The sequence below is a fragment of the Metapseudomonas boanensis genome (assembly GCF_042232855.1).
Taxonomy (GTDB): domain Bacteria; phylum Pseudomonadota; class Gammaproteobacteria; order Pseudomonadales; family Pseudomonadaceae; genus Metapseudomonas; species Metapseudomonas boanensis.
The window spans coordinates 3,054,021-3,070,600 of record NZ_CP113889.1; the positions used below are offsets into that span (position 1 = coordinate 3,054,021).

Annotated in this window: 15 protein-coding genes; 14 read left to right on the forward strand and 1 reads right to left on the reverse strand. The window is 63.4% G+C overall.

Annotated features, from left to right (window positions below; genetic code table 11):
- The first annotated feature begins 3 nt into the window (after window positions 1-3).
- The 14 genes from OXH74_RS14135 to OXH74_RS14200 all read left to right on the forward strand — a co-directional run bounded on the left by OXH74_RS14135 (window position 4) and on the right by OXH74_RS14200 (window position 14,242).
- Window positions 4-516: a chemotaxis protein CheW gene (locus tag OXH74_RS14135; protein ID WP_375737568.1), complete on the forward strand. Its 513-nt coding sequence runs from the start codon at window positions 4-6 to the stop codon at window positions 514-516.
- On the forward strand, window positions 513-1,754 hold the full coding sequence (locus tag OXH74_RS14140) for a CheR family methyltransferase (protein ID WP_375737569.1): 1,242 nt from the start codon (window positions 513-515) through the stop codon (window positions 1,752-1,754). The genes OXH74_RS14135 and OXH74_RS14140 overlap by 4 nt, the downstream gene beginning before the upstream one ends.
- Window positions 1,744-2,430 (forward strand): chemotaxis protein CheW, encoded by a 687-nt coding sequence (locus OXH74_RS14145; protein ID WP_375737570.1) that lies wholly within the window; start codon window positions 1,744-1,746, stop codon window positions 2,428-2,430. The genes OXH74_RS14140 and OXH74_RS14145 overlap by 11 nt, the downstream gene beginning before the upstream one ends.
- Window positions 2,427-4,691 carry a hybrid sensor histidine kinase/response regulator gene (locus tag OXH74_RS14150; RefSeq protein ID WP_375737571.1) on the forward strand — a complete coding sequence of 755 codons (2,265 nt, stop codon included), beginning with the start codon at window positions 2,427-2,429 and terminating at the stop codon, window positions 4,689-4,691. The genes OXH74_RS14145 and OXH74_RS14150 overlap by 4 nt, the downstream gene beginning before the upstream one ends.
- Window positions 4,688-5,692 (forward strand): chemotaxis response regulator protein-glutamate methylesterase, encoded by a 1,005-nt coding sequence (locus OXH74_RS14155; protein WP_375737572.1) that lies wholly within the window; start codon window positions 4,688-4,690, stop codon window positions 5,690-5,692. The genes OXH74_RS14150 and OXH74_RS14155 overlap by 4 nt, the downstream gene beginning before the upstream one ends.
- A 73-nt stretch (window positions 5,693-5,765) precedes the next feature.
- A complete protein-coding gene (locus OXH74_RS14160; RefSeq protein WP_375737573.1) occupies window positions 5,766-6,797 on the forward strand; it encodes a diguanylate cyclase in 1,032 nt (343 codons plus the stop codon).
- Between the two features lie 137 nt (window positions 6,798-6,934).
- Window positions 6,935-8,030 (forward strand): peptide chain release factor 2 gene (gene prfB, locus OXH74_RS14165; protein WP_215379039.1). Its coding sequence is split into 2 segments (ribosomal slippage): window positions 6,935-7,006 and window positions 7,008-8,030, totalling 1,095 coding nucleotides; the frame shifts between segments, so codons are not numbered across the junction.
- A 115-nt stretch (window positions 8,031-8,145) separates the two neighbouring features.
- Window positions 8,146-9,648, forward strand: a complete 1,503-nt coding sequence (lysS, locus tag OXH74_RS14170; RefSeq protein ID WP_375737574.1) for a lysine--tRNA ligase — start codon at window positions 8,146-8,148, stop codon at window positions 9,646-9,648.
- A 106-nt stretch (window positions 9,649-9,754) separates the two neighbouring features.
- A complete protein-coding gene (locus OXH74_RS14175; RefSeq protein WP_375737575.1) occupies window positions 9,755-10,468 on the forward strand; it encodes a TetR/AcrR family transcriptional regulator in 714 nt (237 codons plus the stop codon).
- A 56-nt stretch (window positions 10,469-10,524) separates the two neighbouring features.
- Window positions 10,525-11,079, forward strand: coding sequence for a hypothetical protein (locus tag OXH74_RS14180; RefSeq protein WP_375737576.1), 555 nt, complete (start codon window positions 10,525-10,527; stop codon window positions 11,077-11,079).
- A 7-nt stretch (window positions 11,080-11,086) separates the two neighbouring features.
- Window positions 11,087-12,382: a flavohemoglobin expression-modulating QEGLA motif protein gene (locus OXH74_RS14185; RefSeq protein ID WP_375737577.1), complete on the forward strand. Its 1,296-nt coding sequence runs from the start codon at window positions 11,087-11,089 to the stop codon at window positions 12,380-12,382.
- A 119-nt stretch (window positions 12,383-12,501) separates the two neighbouring features.
- Window positions 12,502-13,383, forward strand: coding sequence for an alpha/beta hydrolase (locus OXH74_RS14190; protein ID WP_375737578.1), 882 nt, complete (start codon window positions 12,502-12,504; stop codon window positions 13,381-13,383).
- Window positions 13,380-13,703: a hypothetical protein gene (locus OXH74_RS14195; RefSeq protein ID WP_375737579.1), complete on the forward strand. Its 324-nt coding sequence runs from the start codon at window positions 13,380-13,382 to the stop codon at window positions 13,701-13,703. Before OXH74_RS14190 ends, OXH74_RS14195 begins: the two co-directional genes overlap by 4 nt.
- A 32-nt stretch (window positions 13,704-13,735) precedes the next feature.
- Window positions 13,736-14,242, forward strand: coding sequence for an O-acetyl-ADP-ribose deacetylase (locus tag OXH74_RS14200; protein WP_375737580.1), 507 nt, complete (start codon window positions 13,736-13,738; stop codon window positions 14,240-14,242).
- Between the two features lie 113 nt (window positions 14,243-14,355).
- Here OXH74_RS14200 and OXH74_RS14205 read toward each other — a convergent pair whose 3' ends face one another.
- Window positions 14,356-16,551, reverse strand: a complete 2,196-nt coding sequence (locus tag OXH74_RS14205; RefSeq protein WP_375737581.1) for a heavy metal translocating P-type ATPase — start codon at window positions 16,549-16,551, stop codon at window positions 14,356-14,358.
- Window positions 16,552-16,580: the final 29 nt, after the last annotated feature.

Consider the following 16,580-nt stretch of genomic DNA (forward strand, 5'->3'; position numbering starts at 1 on the left):
ACCATGTGCCCAAGCCGTCTCCACACTCCGGCCCGCAATGTCCGTGGCCAGCTCTATCTGTTGTTTCGCCTGGGCGAGGACCGTTACGCGCTGGACGTACGTGATGTGGTCGAAGTCCTGCCGCTGCTGCAACTCAAGCAGGTGCCCGAGGCTCCGGCCTGGGTCGCCGGTGTATTTTCCCATCGTGGTGTGCTGGTGCCGGTGCTTGACCTCGGAGCCCTGGCGTTCGGAAAGCCCGCGAAGGTGCGCACCAGTACGCGGCTGGTTGTCGTGCATTACTCGACCGAGTCGTTGGACCCTGAGCGCTGGCTGGGGCTGATCCTGGAGCAGGCGACCGACACATTGCGTTGCCGCCCCGAGGACTTCCAGGAATATGGCCTGAAACAAGGCGAAGCCCGTTACCTGGGGCCGGTCTACCCGTCGCCGGATGGACTGGTACAGCGCATCCGGGTCGGTGACCTGCTGTCCGATGCGGTCCGAGAGCTGCTGTTCCCGGCGGCCGAGGAGGCGCTATGACAGAACGCTTCGAGGCCTTCTTGAAGGGCCGCATAGGCCTGGATGCCGAGTCTGTTGGCCGGGTGGTGATCGAGCGGGCCGTGCGTCAGCGCATGGCCGCAAGCGGTTACGTCGATATCGAACGCTACTGGTTGTCTCTGAATGCATCGGCCGGCGAGCAGCAGGCGCTGGTCGAGGCTGTGGTGGTGCCGGAAACCTGGTTCTTTCGCTATCCAGAGTCGTTCGCCGCCTTGGCCAAGCTCGCCGTCGAGCGCCTGCCGACACTTTCACCGGGCCGTCCGCTGCGCATCCTCAGCCTGCCGTGTTCCACGGGGGAGGAGCCATACTCCATTGTCATGGCGTTGCTGGACGCTGGTCTTGCGTCTGGCTTGTTCGAGGTTGATGCGGTGGATGTCAGCGAGCGCGTGCTGGCAAGTGCGCGTGCAGCGGTCTATGGGCGCAACTCTTTCCGGGGCGAGGAACTGGGCTTTCGCGAGCGTCATTTCATTCCCTTCGGCGACGGTTTCAGCCTGGCCCAGGGGGTCGTCAGCAAGGTGCGCTTCATGCGCGGCAACCTGCTGGAGCCCGGTCTGCTGGCCGGCGAAGCGCCTTATGACTTCGTCTTCTGTCGCAATCTGTTGATCTACTTCGACCGCCCCACGCAGGCGAGTGTGCTGGAGGTGCTCAAGCGCCTGATGCGGCCTGATGGCGCCATGTTCATCGGCCCGGCTGAGGCCAGCCTGCTCAGCCAGAGTGATATGGAGGCCCTGGGTATCGCCCATGCCTTTGTGTTCCAGCGCGCCAAGGCGCGGCCTGCCGGCAAGTCTGCCCGGCCTGGATCAGCCGCCGCTCGGCTCGAACCTCCACCGCCCCGTGTGGTGCCGATGGCTACGCCACGGCCGTGTGCCAAGCTTCCGGCATCGGCGCCCAAGCCTGTGGTGGTCGAGAACAGCAGCCTGGAGACTATTGCTGCACTGGCCAACGCGGGGCACAGCGAGGAGGCACGTGCAGCCTGTGAACGTCATCTGGCCGCGCATGGCCCCTCGGCCGAGGTGTTCTACTGGTTTGGCTTGCTCAGCGATGTGGCGGGCCGGGGCGACGAGGCGCTGGATTACTACCGCAAGACTCTTTACCTGCAACCGCAGCACGCCGAGGCTCTGGCACATCTGTCTACCCTGCTGGCGGCGCGCGGGGATTTGGCCGGGGCGCGGCGACTGCAGGAGCGAGCGAGTCGTGGAGTGAACAACAATGGTCGATAGCCATCAGCTGCTGAGCGATGCCGAGGCACTGCCGACGGTGGATGATTGCTGGAATCGTATCGGCGTCCATGGCGACAAGTCTTGTGAACGCCTGGCGAACCATGTGCATTGCCGAAATTGCGAAGTGCATGCCGCTGCAGCCACCATGCTGCTGGACCGCTACGCACTGCAACGGGAGCGGAAATCCGACGAGGTGGTGGAGGAGGGCGAGGTGCTCGGCGATTGCACCTCGACGCTGGTGTTCCGGCTGGGCGAGGCCTGGCTGGGGTTGGCCGCCCGCAGCTTGACGGAGGTGGCGGCGATGAACCCGATCCATTCGCTGCCCCATCAGCGTTCCCGCTCATTGATCGGGGTGACCAACGTTCGCGGTGCGCTGGTTGCCTGCATCTCCCTGGTCGAGCTGCTGGCGTTGGAGCCGGGCGCTGCTGTTCAGGAGGATCGCCGTGTAGTACCCCGCATGCTGATTCTCGCCAGCCCGGGAGGCCCACTAGTGGTCCCCGTGGATGAAGTTGACGGCATCCACGGAATTCCTGTTGAGGCAGTGGTCGAGCCGGGGCGGGGCACGTCCCAGGCTGCGCGCCAGTTTGCGTCCGGGGTGGTGCAGTGGCGGGGTCGCAGCATCACGCTATTAGACGAAAACCTGTTGCTACAGGCCATGGCAAGGAGCCTGGCATGACTCCGGACCAGATGCGCGACGCCTCCCTGTTGGAACTGTTCCGCCTGGAGGCCGAGGCCCAGACCCAGGTGCTCAACACCGGGTTGCTGGTGCTGGAACGTCACCCTAGCCAAGCCGACCAGCTGGAGGCCTGCATGCGTGCGGCCCATTCGCTGAAGGGCGCCGCGCGGATCGTTGGGTTGGATGCTGGCGTGAGGGTTGCCCACGTCATGGAGGACCTGCTCGAGGCGGCCCGCCATGGGCATCTGATCCTCCAGCCGGATCATATCGATGCCCTGCTGCAAGGCTCTGACCTGCTGTTGCGTATCGGCGCGGACGCGGACTGGGCGGACAGCTCCGGTCGCGAGGTGGTCGACACCTTGCTGCTGCGTTTGCAGGGGCAGGCAGTGGTTGCCGAGCCTGGCCCGGTCACACCTGCGGCCCCGGTATCGGCCACGGTTGCCATGGCAAAAGAGACAGAGACGCACGACGAGGAGCCGGCAGCGGTCGCCGCGGAAACGGCAGCGGATGCGCGCGCCCGGGTGCTGCGGGTCAGTGCCGAGCGCCTCGATCACCTGCTGGATATCTCTAGCAAGTCGCTGGTGGAGTTCCAGCGGATCAAACCTCTGACCGAGTCCCTGCAACGCCTGCGGCGCTTGCAAGTGAGCGCCAGCCGAGCCCTGGATGTGGTGCGCGAGTCCGTGCTGGACACGGCGCTCGATCCCCAGGCCCACGCCATGCTCGGTGAAGCCCGGCAACTGCTTGGCGAATGCCAGCAGATGCTTGCCCGCCATATGACCGAGTTCGATGAGTTCGGCTGGCAAGGCGGCCAGCGCGCCCAGGTCATGTATGACGCGGCCTTGGCTTCACGTATGCGTCCATTCGGCGATGTGCTGGCTGGCCAGGCACGGATGGTCCGCGACCTCGGCCGCTCCCTGGGTAAGCAGGTGCGCCTCGAGGTCGAGGGCGAGAACACCCAGGTCGATCGTGATGTGCTGGAACGTCTGGAAGCGCCGCTCACTCACTTGTTGCGCAATGCCGTGGACCACGGCATCGAGCTCGCCGAGCTGCGTGCCAGGCTAGGCAAGCCCGAAGAAGGCTGTATCCGCCTGCAAGCCCGCCATCACGCCGGCATGCTGTTGCTGGAACTCTCCGATGATGGCATGGGCGTGGACCTGGAGCGTCTGCGCGATGCTGTGGTCGCACGCCAGTTCGCCAGCGCCGAAACCGCTGCGCGCCTGACCGAAGAGGAGCTGCTCGCATTCCTCTTCCTGCCTGGCTTCAGCATGCGCGAGCAGGTCACCGAGGTCTCGGGACGCGGAGTCGGCCTAGACGCTGTGCAGCACATGGTCCGCCAGCTTCGTGGCGGGGTGCGCATGGAGCAGCGCCAGGGACAGGGCGCCACCTTCCATCTCGAAGTGCCATTGACCCTTTCGGTGGTGCGCAGCCTGGTGGTGGAGGTCGGTGGTGAGGCCTATGCCTTCCCGCTTGCGCATATCGATCGCATGGCCCGTTTGCAACCCGAGGACATTGTCCAGCTCGAAGGACGGCAGCATTTCTGGCACGAGGGCCGCCACGTGGGGCTGGTTTCCGGCAGCCAGATTCTCCAGTGCGCCGAGGGCCAGCATGAGGACGAAGGCATCCCGGTGGTGCTGATCAGCGAACGTGACAGCTGCTACGGCATTGCGGTGGAGCGTTTCATCGGCGAGCGCACGCTGGTGGTGATGCCGCTCGATCCGCGCCTGGGCAAGGTCCAGGACCTCGCGGCGGGTGCCTTGCTGGATGACGGCACACCGGTGCTGATTCTTGATGTGGAGGACCTGTTCCAGTCGATCGGCAAGCTGCTCGGCAGCGGTCGTCTGGAGCGGGTCGACCGCGCCAGCCGCCAGGGCGCCGGAGCCCGACGCAAGCGAGTACTGGTGGTCGACGATTCGCTCACCGTCCGCGAGCTGGAGCGCAAGCTATTGCACGGTAACGGCTACGATGTGGCCGTGGCGGTGGATGGCATGGATGGCTGGAACGCGCTGCGCTCCGAGCATTTCGACCTGCTGATCACCGACATCGACATGCCGCGCATGGATGGCATCGAATTGGTGACGCTGGTGCGCCGCGACAATCGCCTGCAGTCCCTGCCAGTGATGGTGGTGTCCTACAAGGATCGTGAGGAAGACCGTCGGCGTGGCCTCGATGCCGGCGCCGACTATTATCTCGCGAAGGCCAGCTTCCATGATGAGGCGCTGCTGGACGCCGTGGTCATGCTGATCGGAGATGCGCAGGGATGAGGGTAGGGATAGTCAACGACATGCCGCTGGCGGTAGAGGCCCTGCGCCAGGCGCTGGCACTGGAACCTGCGCATCAGATCGCCTGGATCGCCGGCAACGGCATCGAAGGTGTTGCACGGTGCCGCCAGGACACCCCGGACGTGGTGCTGATGGACCTGCTGATGCCGGAGATGGATGGCGTCGAAGCGACGCGACGGATCATGGCCGAATGCCCTTGCGCCATCCTGATCGTCACTGTTGACGTCGAACAGAACGTGAATCGGGTATTTGAAGCCATGGGCCATGGCGCCCTGGACGCGGTCAATACCCCGGCGCTCGGCAGCGGTCAGGCCCAGGAGGCCGCCGTCCTGTTGCGCAAGATCCAGAACATCGGTTGGCTGGTGGGGCCGCGCGACGGTCGCGAGCCGGGAGCTGCGCATCCGCGCGAGTGCAGGCGCAGCTCCCAGCGTCTGGTAGCAATTGGCGCATCTGCCGGTGGGCCGGCCTCCTTGGCGCAGCTGCTCAAGCAGCTACCGGCGGATTTCCAGGCTTCGATCGTGCTGGTCCAGCACGTAGATGAGGTTTTTGCCGCCGGCATGGCCGAGTGGCTCGCCAGCGAATCCCGTCTGCCGGTGCGCCTGGCCCGCGAGGGTGAGCCGCCCCAGCCGGGGACCATCCTCCTGGCGGGTACCAACAACCACCTTAGGCTACTACGCAATGGCGTGCTGGCGTATTCCGCCGAGCCTGCCAGCCATGTCTACCGGCCATCGATCGACGTGTTTTTCGATAGCCTGGTGGAACATTGGAAGGGCGAGGCCGTGGGCGTGTTGCTGACCGGTATGGGACGCGACGGTGCCGAGGGCCTGAAACGCATGCGTGGGCGTGGCTTCCTGACCATTGCCCAGGACCAGGCGAGCAGTGCGGTTTACGGTATGCCCAAGGCAGCGGCAGCGATCGGCGCGGCTGTCGAGGTATTGCCGCTGGATCGCATCGCGCCGAGGCTTGTCCAAGTGTTTTCATGAAGAATCAGCCTCAGGCCTTTGGGCTGGAGAGGCTTTGAGTCGTTACCTGAGGCCCGTGGGCCCGGAGAGTTCTATGCATTATCCCCATCGCAGCCACGCGGATATGGCCGGCTCGACGGAAAACGCCGTGATGGTGCTGCTGGTCGATGACCAGGCAATGATTGGCGAGGCGGTTCGTCGGGCACTGGGCAGTGAGGAAGGTATCGATTTCCACTTCTGCTCCGACCCGAACCAGGCCGTGGCCGTGGCCCGGCAGATCAGGCCGACGGTTATCCTCCAGGATCTGGTGATGCCTGGCGTGGACGGGCTGAGCCTGCTGTCTGAGTATCGCCAGGTGCCGGCCCTGCGGGATGTGCCGATCATCGTGCTGTCCACCAAGGAAGAGCCCTCGGTGAAGAGCGCCGCGTTCGCTGCGGGAGCCAACGATTACCTGGTCAAACTGCCGGATGCCATCGAACTCGTGGCGCGCGTCCGCTATCACTCCCGCTCCTATGTGGCCCTGCAGCAGCGTGATGAAGCCTACCGTGCCCTGCGTGAAAGCCAGCAGCAGCTGCTGGAAACCAACCTGGTACTGCAGCGCCTGATGAACTCCGATGGCCTCACGGGGCTGTCCAACCGCCGTCATTTCGACGAGTACTTGGAAATGGAGTGGCGTCGGGCCCTGCGCGAGCAGAGCCAGGTATCGCTGCTGATGATCGATGTCGATCACTTCAAGGGCTTCAACGACAGCTTCGGCCATGTTGCCGGGGACGAGGCGCTGCGCCGGGTGGCTGACACCATCCGCGACTCCTGCAGCCGCTCTACCGATCTGCCGGCGCGTTACGGCGGTGAAGAATTCGCCATGGTCCTGCCCGGCACTGCCGCTGGAGGCGCACGCCTGCTGGCCGAAAAGGTGCGTCGCGCCATCGAGGCCCTGCATATTCCTCATGATCGACCGGAGCCGGGCTCGGTGTTGACGGTCAGCATCGGCCTGGCAACCCTGACCCCCAAGGCGGGTCAGGCTTCGCTGGTGCTAGTGGACATGGCCGACCAGGGGCTTTACCAGGCCAAGAAGGGTGGGCGGAACCAGGTCGCCGTGGTTGCGGCGACCGGCAGCGCCAGGTAATCCACGGGGGGTGTGATAATCCAGCGCCCGCGCGTCGCCGTATCGGCGTAAATCGCGGCGGGCATGCTGTCGGTATCGGGCGACTCGGGTATACTCGCCGGCTTTTCCGAAAGTTTTGCCAGCGAGAGCTTCCAGCCATGGAAATCAACCCGATCCTGAACAGCATCAAGGACCTCTCCGACCGTACCCAGACCATTCGGGGGTATCTTTGACTACGATCACAAGCATGATCGTCTCGTCGAAGTAAACCGCGAACTCGAAGACCCCAACGTCTGGAACAATCCGGAATACGCTCAGAACCTCGGCCGCGAACGTGCCCAGCTGGCGCAGATCGTCGAAACCCTGGACGACCTGGCCGGCGGCCTGACCGACTCCCGCGACCTGCTCGACATGGCGGTCGAGGAGAATGACGAAGGCGCGGTGAACGACGTCGCTTCCGAAGTCGAGCGCCTGCGCGAGATCCTCGAGAAGCTGGAGTTCCGCCGCATGTTCAGCGGTGAGATGGACCCGAACAACGCCTACCTGGATATCCAGGCCGGCTCCGGCGGCACCGAGGCCCAGGACTGGGCCAACATGCTTCTGCGCATGTACCTGCGCTGGGCTGACAAACACGGCTTCGATGCCACCATCATGGAACTGTCCGAAGGCGAAGTAGCCGGCATCAAGGGCTGCACCGTGCATATCAAGGGCGAGTACGCCTTTGGCTGGCTGCGCACGGAGATCGGTGTGCACCGCCTGGTTCGCAAGAGTCCGTTCGACTCAGGCAACCGCCGCCATACCTCGTTCACCGCGGTATTCGTGTCGCCGGAAATCGACGACAACATCGAGATCGAGATCAACCCGGCGGACCTGCGTATCGACACCTACCGCTCCTCGGGCGCTGGTGGCCAGCACGTGAACACCACTGACTCGGCGGTACGTATCACCCACGTGCCGACCAACACCGTGGTCAGCTGCCAGAACGAACGCTCCCAGCACGCCAACAAGGACACCGCCATGAAGATGCTGCGGGCCAAGTTGTACGAGCAGGAGATGCAGAAGCGCAATGCCGCGTCTCAGGCCCTGGAAGACTCCAAGTCCGATATCGGCTGGGGCCACCAGATCCGCTCCTATGTGCTCGACCAGTCGCGCATCAAGGATTTGCGTACCAGCGTCGAGCGCAGCGACTGCGACAAGGTGCTGGACGGCGATATCGACGAGTACCTCGAAGCGAGCCTGAAACAAGGGCTGTGACGCGCCGCACTCTTGTAGGGGCGAGCTTGCTCGCGAACAGCTTCGAGAGCTTCGCGAGCAAGCTCGCTCCTACGGTTACCCAAATTGAAATAGACGCCAGGCAGATAGAAAGACCATGAGCGACCAACAACTCGACCAGCACGAACTGCAACAGGAAGAAAACAAGCTGATTGCCTTGCGCAAAGAAAAGCTTGCAGCCGTCCGTGAGCAGGGCAATGCCTTCCCCAACGACTTCCGACGCGACAACTACTGCGCTGACCTGCAGAAACAGTACGTCGACAAGACCAAGGAAGAGCTGGAAGCTGCTGCCATCCCGGTCAAGGTTGCCGGTCGCATCATGCTCAACCGTGGCGCCTTCATGGTTATCCAGGACATGACCGGCCGCATCCAGGTCTACGTCAACCGCAAGACCCTGCCGGCTGAGACGCTGGAAGCGGTCAAGCACTGGGACATGGGCGACATCATCGCCGCCGAGGGCACGCTGGCCCGTTCGGGCAAGGGTGACTTGTACGTCGATATGACCAACGTGCGCCTGCTGACCAAGTCCCTGCGCCCGCTGCCGGACAAGCACCACGGCCTGACTGATACCGAGCAGCGCTATCGCCAGCGTTACGTCGACCTGATGGTCAACGAGGACGTGCGCGAGACGTTTCGCGTGCGCTCGCAGATCATCGCCCACATCCGCAGTTTCCTGATGAAGCGTGACTTCCTCGAAGTGGAAACGCCTATGCTGCAATCCATTCCTGGTGGCGCAGCTGCCAAGCCGTTCGAGACTCACCACAACGCACTGGACATGCAGATGTTCCTGCGCATCGCTCCGGAGCTGTACCTCAAGCGTCTGGTGGTCGGCGGCTTCGAGAAGGTTTTCGAGATCAACCGCAACTTCCGTAACGAAGGTGTTTCGACCCGGCACAACCCCGAGTTCACCATGCTCGAGTTCTACCAGGCCTACGCCGACTACGAAGACAACATGGATCTGACCGAAGAGCTGTTCCGCGAGCTGGCTCAGCTGGTTCTGGGCAGCACCGACGTGCCATACGGCGACAAGGTGTTCCACTTCGGTGAGCCGTTCGCACGCCTGTCGGTGTTCGACTCGATCCTCAAGTACAACCCGGAGATCAGCGCGGCCGACCTGCAGGACATCGACAAGGCCCGCGAAATCGCCAAGAAGGCCGGTGCCAAGGTGCTCGGCTTCGAAGGCCTGGGCAAGCTGCAGGTGATGATTTTCGAAGAGTTGGTCGAGCACAAGCTGGAGCAGCCGCACTTCATCACTCAGTATCCATTCGAAGTTTCGCCGCTGGCCCGTCGTAACGACCAGAACCCGAGCGTCACCGACCGTTTCGAGCTGTTCATCGGTGGCCGCGAGATCGCCAACGCCTACTCCGAGCTCAATGACGCCGAAGACCAGGCCGAGCGTTTCATGGCTCAGGTGGCCGACAAGGATGCCGGTGACGACGAGGCGATGCACTACGACGCCGACTTCGTCCGCGCCCTGGAATACGGCATGCCTCCGACGGCTGGCGAGGGTATTGGCATTGACCGTCTGGTGATGCTACTGACCAACTCGCCGTCCATTCGGGACGTCATCCTGTTCCCGCACATGCGGCCGCAGGCCTGATGCAGAAAAAACCGCCTTCGGGCGGTTTTTTCTTACCTGTCGACAGATTGATTCGGCAAATAAATGGTCAACACTTTTAGCGAGTGACCGTAGAGGGTTATGTCTCTTGAACCAGTCGTCCCGTAGCGGAAGTGCAGCCAACGTGGCCAGCGCCGTAGCTGAGAGCGTCAAGTACCAGGGCCGCAAGGCGAGCCGCCAAGGTAGTGAGCAGCGGCGCCAGGCGATCCTCGATGCCGCCATGCGCATCATCGTCCGCGAGGGCGTGCGTGCTGTGCGTCACCGTGCAGTCGCCGCCGAGGCGCAGGTGCCGCTTTCGGCTACCACCTATTACTTCAAAGACATCAATGACTTGATCACCGACACCTTCGCTCAGTTCGTCGAGCGAAGTTCGGCCAACATGGCGGCGTTCTGGGCCAGTATCGAGGAGGACCTGCAGCACATGGCGGTCGTCCTGAGCCGTGACGGCGATTCGCGCAGGCAGATGACCGACCAGATCGTCGAGCTGGCAATCGAATATGTTCGCAACCAGCTGATCGAGAACCACGATCAGCTGCTGGCTGAACAGGCATTTCGTCAGGAGGCACTAATCAATTCCGGGCTGCGTCATCTTGCTGACGCACACCGCAAGATACTTTTGCAGGGCGCCGAGCATTTCTTTCAGATTCTGGGGTCGGCGGAGCCGGGCGAAGACGCCAAGGTGTTGACGGCTATCATTCTGCAGATGGAATATCAGGGCCTGCTCGATGGCGTCGAGAATCTCGACATCGGGGAGATGCGAGCTGTCCTCAAGCGACACCTGTATCTGGTGATGGGACTCTGAGCGCGAACACCCGACCCCGCTGTGGCGGGGTTTTTCGTTATCACAAGGAGAGCGAGATGAAAGCCTGGCGTGCCGTGGTCGCCCTGTCTTTCCTGCTGTTGGGCGGATGCCTGGTCACCTTCAAGGACCCGATTCCTGCCAATGAGCCGGCACCGATGCCTCTGTTGGGTGATTGGACCCGCAAGGACGAGTGGGGAGAGCTCCATTTTCTGGAGATCAGCCGTTCCGGCTCCAATCTCTACAAGGCGCGGACCTTCGAAGGTAGCAAGGACAATCTGGATGACATGGATGAGTTCGGCTTCACCGTCGCTCACCACGGCCGCCGTTGGTACTTGTCCGCCGGTCTCCCGAAGAGCCTCGGCGCCAATTTCGCCATTGCCGGTTTCGAGCTGACTACCGATAACGAACTGGTGGTCTACAACCTGGACGTGGAGCGTATCCAGCAGGAGTTGTCGCAAGGCAGCCTGCAAGGCCAGGTGGTGGAGATGCCGGAAGGCGATGGCGTGCTGGTCACCAGCCCACTGGACTCGGTCTTTGCCTGGCTGGATGACCCGGCCAACTCCGACGTGTTCGTCGAAGTGGCGCGCTACCAGCGAGCCAGCGAGGAGTAGTCCGCTGATGACCCGACGCAAGGTTCCCGGCGACTACCAGCAAACCATTCGCGCGCTGTCCGATCGGATCGTCCAGGCGCAGACGCCGATTCGCGTGCTGGATGCGGTTAAGTGGGACGACAGCGTCCGCCAGGGATTCCTCAAGCACAAGGGCAAGTCGATGCCCGAGGTGAACCGGGCTTATTACGACAGCCGCCCGCTTGCCTTCGATTCGGCGGAGAAGAAGCTCGAGTTCCAGAACATCGAGCGTGACATCACCCGGCATCTGGGGCAATTCAACCCCGTGGGACAGATCATGCGGCGCATGTGCAAGGAATACCGCATGGTCATCCGCATGCTCGAGGCGCGGGGTACGTCGGACTTCGGTCTGATTTCCCAGGAGCTCTACGGCGCTGCCTCCGATGCTTTCCATGCCGGCGATCCGACCTTGGCCGACCTGGGGCTGATGCTCTCCGACTACCTGAACAACATCGCCGATCGGGGCGACCTCAAGGACGAACCCAAGACCCTCACCGCCAAGGAAGCCGTGGCGCTGCTGCAGAGCCGGCTCAGTGCGGTGTTCAGTGAGGGTGACGATACCATTCGCGTGTTCGAGTCCGACGGCATCGTGGCCGACGCTGCCGCGGGCGCCGACTACATCAAGATCCGCGCCGATGCGATGTTCAACGAGCGCGACGTGCGCGCCCTGGAGGTCCATGAGGGGCTGGTGCATGTCGGCACGACGCTCAATGGACTCAACCAGCCGATCTGCACCTTCCTGGCCAAGGGGCCGCCCTCTTCTACCGTGACCCAGGAAGGCTTGGCGATCCTGATGGAGGTGATCGCCTTCGCCTCCTATCCGACACGCCTGCGCAAGCTGACCAACCGTACCCGGGCCATCCACATGGCCGAGGAGGGGGCTGACTTCCTCGAGGTCTACCACTTCTATCGTGAACAGGGGTACGGCATGGAAGAGAGCTACGGCAGTGCCAGTCGGGTCTTTCGGGGCTCGGTGCCTGATGGCTTGCCGTTCACTAAGGACCTGTCCTACCTCAAGGGCTTCATTCTCATCTACAACTACATCCAGCTGGCGGTGCGCAAAGGTAAGCTGGAGCAGATCCCGCTGCTGTTCTGTGGCAAGACGACGCTGGAAGATACCCGCACCCTCCGCCAGTTGGTGGACGAGGGGCTGGTGGTGCCGCCCAAGTACCTGCCGGCGCAATTCCGTGATCTGAACGCCTTATCGGCGTGGATGTGCTTCTCCAACTTCCTCAACCACCTCAGCCTGGACCGAATCGAGGCGGATTACGCCAATATTCTCTGAAGCCGGAAGGGGGCCGTCAGAGCGTAGGATGGAGTCGCCGCTCTGGAATCCGTAGGAGCGAATTTATTCGCCAACCGGGCCGAAGGGCCGGTCAACGAATCTTCGAGAAGGAATCCTCGATGCGCCACTGCCTGCTGATCGTCTTTGCGCTCCTGGTGCAGGGTTGTAGCTCGCTGCTGTTCTATCCCGACCGCTACCTGCCCTTCACCCCGGAGCGGGCCAAGCTCGAATACCGCGACATCAGCCTGGTGGCTGCCGATGGCACGCGCTTGCACGCCTGGTGGTTACCGGCGAAGGCTGGTGTGCCGGTCAAGGGGACGGTCCTGCACCTGCATGGCAATGGCGGCAATGTCGCCAGCCACCTGGGCGGCAGCTGGTGGCTGCCGGCGGAGGGCTACCAGGTGCTGTTGCTGGATTATCGCGGTTACGGCCGTTCCGAAGGTTCGCCGAGCCTGCCGGCGGTTTATCAGGACGTCGATGCGGCATTCGCCTGGCTGGAGCAATCGCCGGATGTACAGGGCAAACCCATGGTCCTGCTCGGGCAGAGCCTCGGCGGGGCACTGGCGGTGCATTACCTGGCGGAGCATCCGACGCAGCGTGGAAATCTCAAGGCGCTGGTGCTCGATGGCGTGCCGGCCAGCTACCGCGAGGTGGCCCGCTACACCCTGGACAATTCCTGGCTGACCTGGCCCCTGCAGGTGCCGCTGTCCTGGCTGGTACCCGATGGGGATAGTGCAATCCGGGCCATCGGCAAGCTGCAAGGGTTGCCCATGCTGATCTACCACAGCCTCGATGATCCCACGGTGCCCCTTTCCAATGGCGTGCGCTTGTATCAAGCTGCGCCCCCGCCGCGGGCGTTCCAGCCGGTCCGCGGTGGCCATGTGCAGACCTTCGCCGACCCGGTGTGGCGCAAAGTGATGCTGCGTTACCTCGACGACCCGAGAGGTTTCGTCGGATTGCGCCGGCTGGTCGAAGTCCCGAATACAGAGAGTCCTCAATGAGCGAACGCAATCCCATCCCGCTGATCCTTACCGGCATCGGCAGCATCGTCGGCACCGTCATGGTGCTCTGGTACTACGGCTACCTGCATTTCGCCAAGCCGGAAGACGCCCTGCTGCTGTCCGACTTCACCATGCTCAAGACCGTCCCGGGCGAGGACTACAAGGTGTCGCTGCAGCCGGCGAGCCAAGTGGCGCAGTGCATCGACGGCGTGCTGGTGCTGTTCGATACCGAGCAGAAGGGCCTGACCGGTGTGCTGGTCAACAACAAGAAGCAGGCCGTGCGTTGCATCGGTCAGGAGACGCCCCAAGAGGTCAAGTAAGCGTCTAACTTCCAGGGGTGGAGGTACCTGACATGGACATTCAGATCTGGCAGGGCGACATCACTACCCTTGAGGTTGATGTCATCGTCAACGCCGCCAACTCCTCGTTGCTTGGTGGTGGTGGCGTTGACGGCGCTATTCACCGGGCCGCCGGTCCCGAATTGCTGGCCCATTGTCGTGCCCTGGGTGGTTGCCCGACGGGCGAGGCCCGCATCACCCCCGGCTTTCGCCTGCCGGCGCGCTTCGTGATCCACACGGTGGGGCCGGTTTGGCATGGCGGTGACCGTCGTGAACCCGAACTGCTTGCCGGTTGCTACCGCAGCAGCCTGGCCCTGGCCGAGGCTGAAGGGCTGGCGAGCATCGCCTTTCCTGCCATTAGTTGTGGTGTATACGGTTATCCACTGGAAGCCGCGGCACGCATTGCCGCGGCCGAGCTGAGGCGATCACGACCGCTCGGGAGTTCGTTGCGTGAGGCGATCCTGGTGGCGTTCGGGGCGGATATGGTGCGGATTTATCATGAGGTGCTTGGGGCGGCCTGACACCCCTTCGCACCGACAGCCCACCTCTCGCTGCCGGAGACGGTCGGGGTGAGGGAAGCATCCCGCCACTCCGAGTATCCCTCGCCGCCACGCCGGGTGAATCTGGCCTTCCCTCAACGTAGCGAATGGGGAGAAAGCAACCGCAACCCGTTGAATACCACCAAAAGGCTCGCGCCCATGTCGGCGAACACGGCCATCCATAGCGTGCCTTGCCCCATCAGTGTCAGCGCCAGGAACATCGCCTTGATGCCCAAGGCCAGAGTGATGTTCTGCATCAGCACCACGTGGGTCCGGCGGGACAGGCGGATAAACTGCGGCAGTTTGCGCAGGTCATCATCCATCAGTGCCACGCCGGCAGTCTCGATGGCGGCATCCGTGCCCGCCGCGCCCATGGCGAAGCCGATGTCTGCCTGAGCCAGTGCCGGCGCGTCGTTGATGCCGTCGCCAACCATACCGACCCGCAGCCCGCCTGCCTGGTGCTCGCCGATCACGGTCAGTTTGTCTTCCGGCAGCAGGTTGCCGCGTGCTTCGTCGATCCCCACCTGAGCAGCGATGGCGGCAACCGTGTGGGGGTTGTCTCCGCTCAGCATCAGTGTCTTGACACCCAGACCGTGCAATTGATCGATGGCGTCCCGGCTACTGGCCCGTACCGTGTCGGCAACGGCAAAGAGCGCCAGCACGCTGTTCTCGTTGCTGAGTGCTACGACTGTCTTGCCTTGGGTTTCGAGCGCATCGAGGCGGGCCTCCAGTTCGGGCGAGCAGAGGCCAAGCGCTTCGACCAGACGATGGTTGCCCAAATGGTAGGTGTGCCCTTCGATCGTCCCCCTGACGCCCTGGCCGGGGAGGGCGGCCAGTTGGTCCACCGCGTAGAGTGCAATACCCTTCGCTTCTGCCGCCCTGGCCACGGCCCGAGACACCGGGTGATCGGAACGGGCAGCCAGGCTGGCGGCCAAGGCGTGCGGATCGGCGGGGCCATTCTCACTCAGCCGCACGTAATCAGTCTGCTGGGGTCGCCCCTCCGTCAGGGTCCCGGTCTTGTCGAGCGCGACCCAATCCAGGGCTCGTCCGAGTTCGAGAAATACCCCGCCCTTGATCAGGATGCCGCCATGTGCGGCGGCGGCCAGACCGCTGACGATGGTCACCGGTGTGGAGATCACCAGGGCACAGGGGCAGGCGATCACCAGCATCACCAGCGCGCGGTAAAGCCACTCCAGCCAGGCGCCGCCGCCCAGCAAGGGCGGGAGCAGGGCGGTGAGCACGGCAACAAGGATCACCGCGGGGGTGTAGACACGGGAAAAGCGATCAACGAATCGCTGGGTTGGCGCCCGCGTGCCTTGCGCCGCCTCCACGGCATGGATGATGCGCGCCAGAGTGCTGTCGTCGGCCTTGCGGGTAGTGCGGTATTCCAGCGCCCCCTCGCCATTGATGCTGCCGGCGAACAGGGGATCGCCAAGGTCTTTCTCGACCGGGAGGCTCTCGCCGGTGATGGGCGCTTGGTTCACGCTGGAGCGTCCGGTCAGCACCTCACCATCCAGCGCGATGCGCTCACCGGGGCGGACACGAACCCGGGTGCCAGGCTCCACGTCGCCCGCAGCAACCTCTTGCCAGTCGCTGTCCTGCCATACCGTGGCCCGCTCCGGCGCCAAATGCAGCAGGCCGCGGATAGCATTGCGGGCACGTTCCAGGGAACGTGCCTCGATCAGCTCGGCTAGAGCGAACAGCACACTGACCATCGCCGCTTCCGGCCACTGTCCGATCAGCAGCGCGCCGGTCACGGCGATGCTCATCAGGGCGTTAATGTTGAGATTGCGGTTCTTCAGGGCAATCCAACCCTTGCGGTAGGTGGGCAGGCCCGCGCCTAGAATGGCCAGCAGCGCCAGGCCCGCAATCAGCCAGTCAGGCGCCAGGCCATACCATTCGCAGGCTTCTGCCGCCAGCGCGGCGATACTGCCGAGGGCCAGCGGCCACCAGTGCTTCTTCGTCTCGGAGGCAGGCGTGGCTGGTGTGCCTTCGGCCAACGGCACAGCCTGCATGCCGAGGCTGGCGATCAGCCGTTGCAGCGGGACGGTATCCTCGAAGCGGTGCCGTACGCGCAGCAGGCGCTGCATCAAGTTGAACTCCAGGGCTTCGATGGCAGGGACTTTTCCCAATGCGTCGCGGATCAAGCGCTCTTCCGTGGGGCAGTCCATGGCTTCGATGCGCAGGTTGCTCCAGCGGGGCTCAGCATTGCCGGAGAGGCCCTCCAAGCTGGCTGGGCCGGCCTGAGGGGCGTGATTGTGGTCGTGGCAACAGTGGTGTGGTTGTGTCATGAGTCCATTCCCGTTTGACGCTTCGGGAT

Bases quoted from the DNA above. Each gene is read 5' to 3' on its own strand.
- OXH74_RS14145 (WP_375737570.1), top strand. From the start codon at position 1,744: ATGGTCGATAGCCATCAGCTGCTGAGCGATGCCGAGGCACTGCCGACG.
- lysS (WP_375737574.1), top strand. From the start codon at position 8,146: ATGAGCGACCAACAACTCGACCAGCACGAACTGCAACAGGAAGAAAAC.
- OXH74_RS14160 (WP_375737573.1), top strand. From the start codon at position 5,766: ATGCATTATCCCCATCGCAGCCACGCGGATATGGCCGGCTCGACGGAA.
- OXH74_RS14150 (WP_375737571.1), top strand. From the start codon at position 2,427: ATGACTCCGGACCAGATGCGCGACGCCTCCCTGTTGGAACTGTTCCGC.
- OXH74_RS14190 (WP_375737578.1), top strand. From the start codon at position 12,502: ATGCGCCACTGCCTGCTGATCGTCTTTGCGCTCCTGGTGCAGGGTTGT.
- OXH74_RS14180 (WP_375737576.1), top strand. From the start codon at position 10,525: ATGAAAGCCTGGCGTGCCGTGGTCGCCCTGTCTTTCCTGCTGTTGGGC.
- OXH74_RS14140 (WP_375737569.1), top strand. From the start codon at position 513: ATGACAGAACGCTTCGAGGCCTTCTTGAAGGGCCGCATAGGCCTGGAT.
- OXH74_RS14205 (WP_375737581.1), bottom strand. From the start codon at position 16,551: ATGACACAACCACACCACTGTTGCCACGACCACAATCACGCCCCTCAG.
- OXH74_RS14195 (WP_375737579.1), top strand. From the start codon at position 13,380: ATGAGCGAACGCAATCCCATCCCGCTGATCCTTACCGGCATCGGCAGC.
- OXH74_RS14185 (WP_375737577.1), top strand. From the start codon at position 11,087: ATGACCCGACGCAAGGTTCCCGGCGACTACCAGCAAACCATTCGCGCG.
- OXH74_RS14135 (WP_375737568.1), top strand. From the start codon at position 4: ATGTGCCCAAGCCGTCTCCACACTCCGGCCCGCAATGTCCGTGGCCAG.
- OXH74_RS14200 (WP_375737580.1), top strand. From the start codon at position 13,736: ATGGACATTCAGATCTGGCAGGGCGACATCACTACCCTTGAGGTTGAT.
- OXH74_RS14155 (WP_375737572.1), top strand. From the start codon at position 4,688: ATGAGGGTAGGGATAGTCAACGACATGCCGCTGGCGGTAGAGGCCCTG.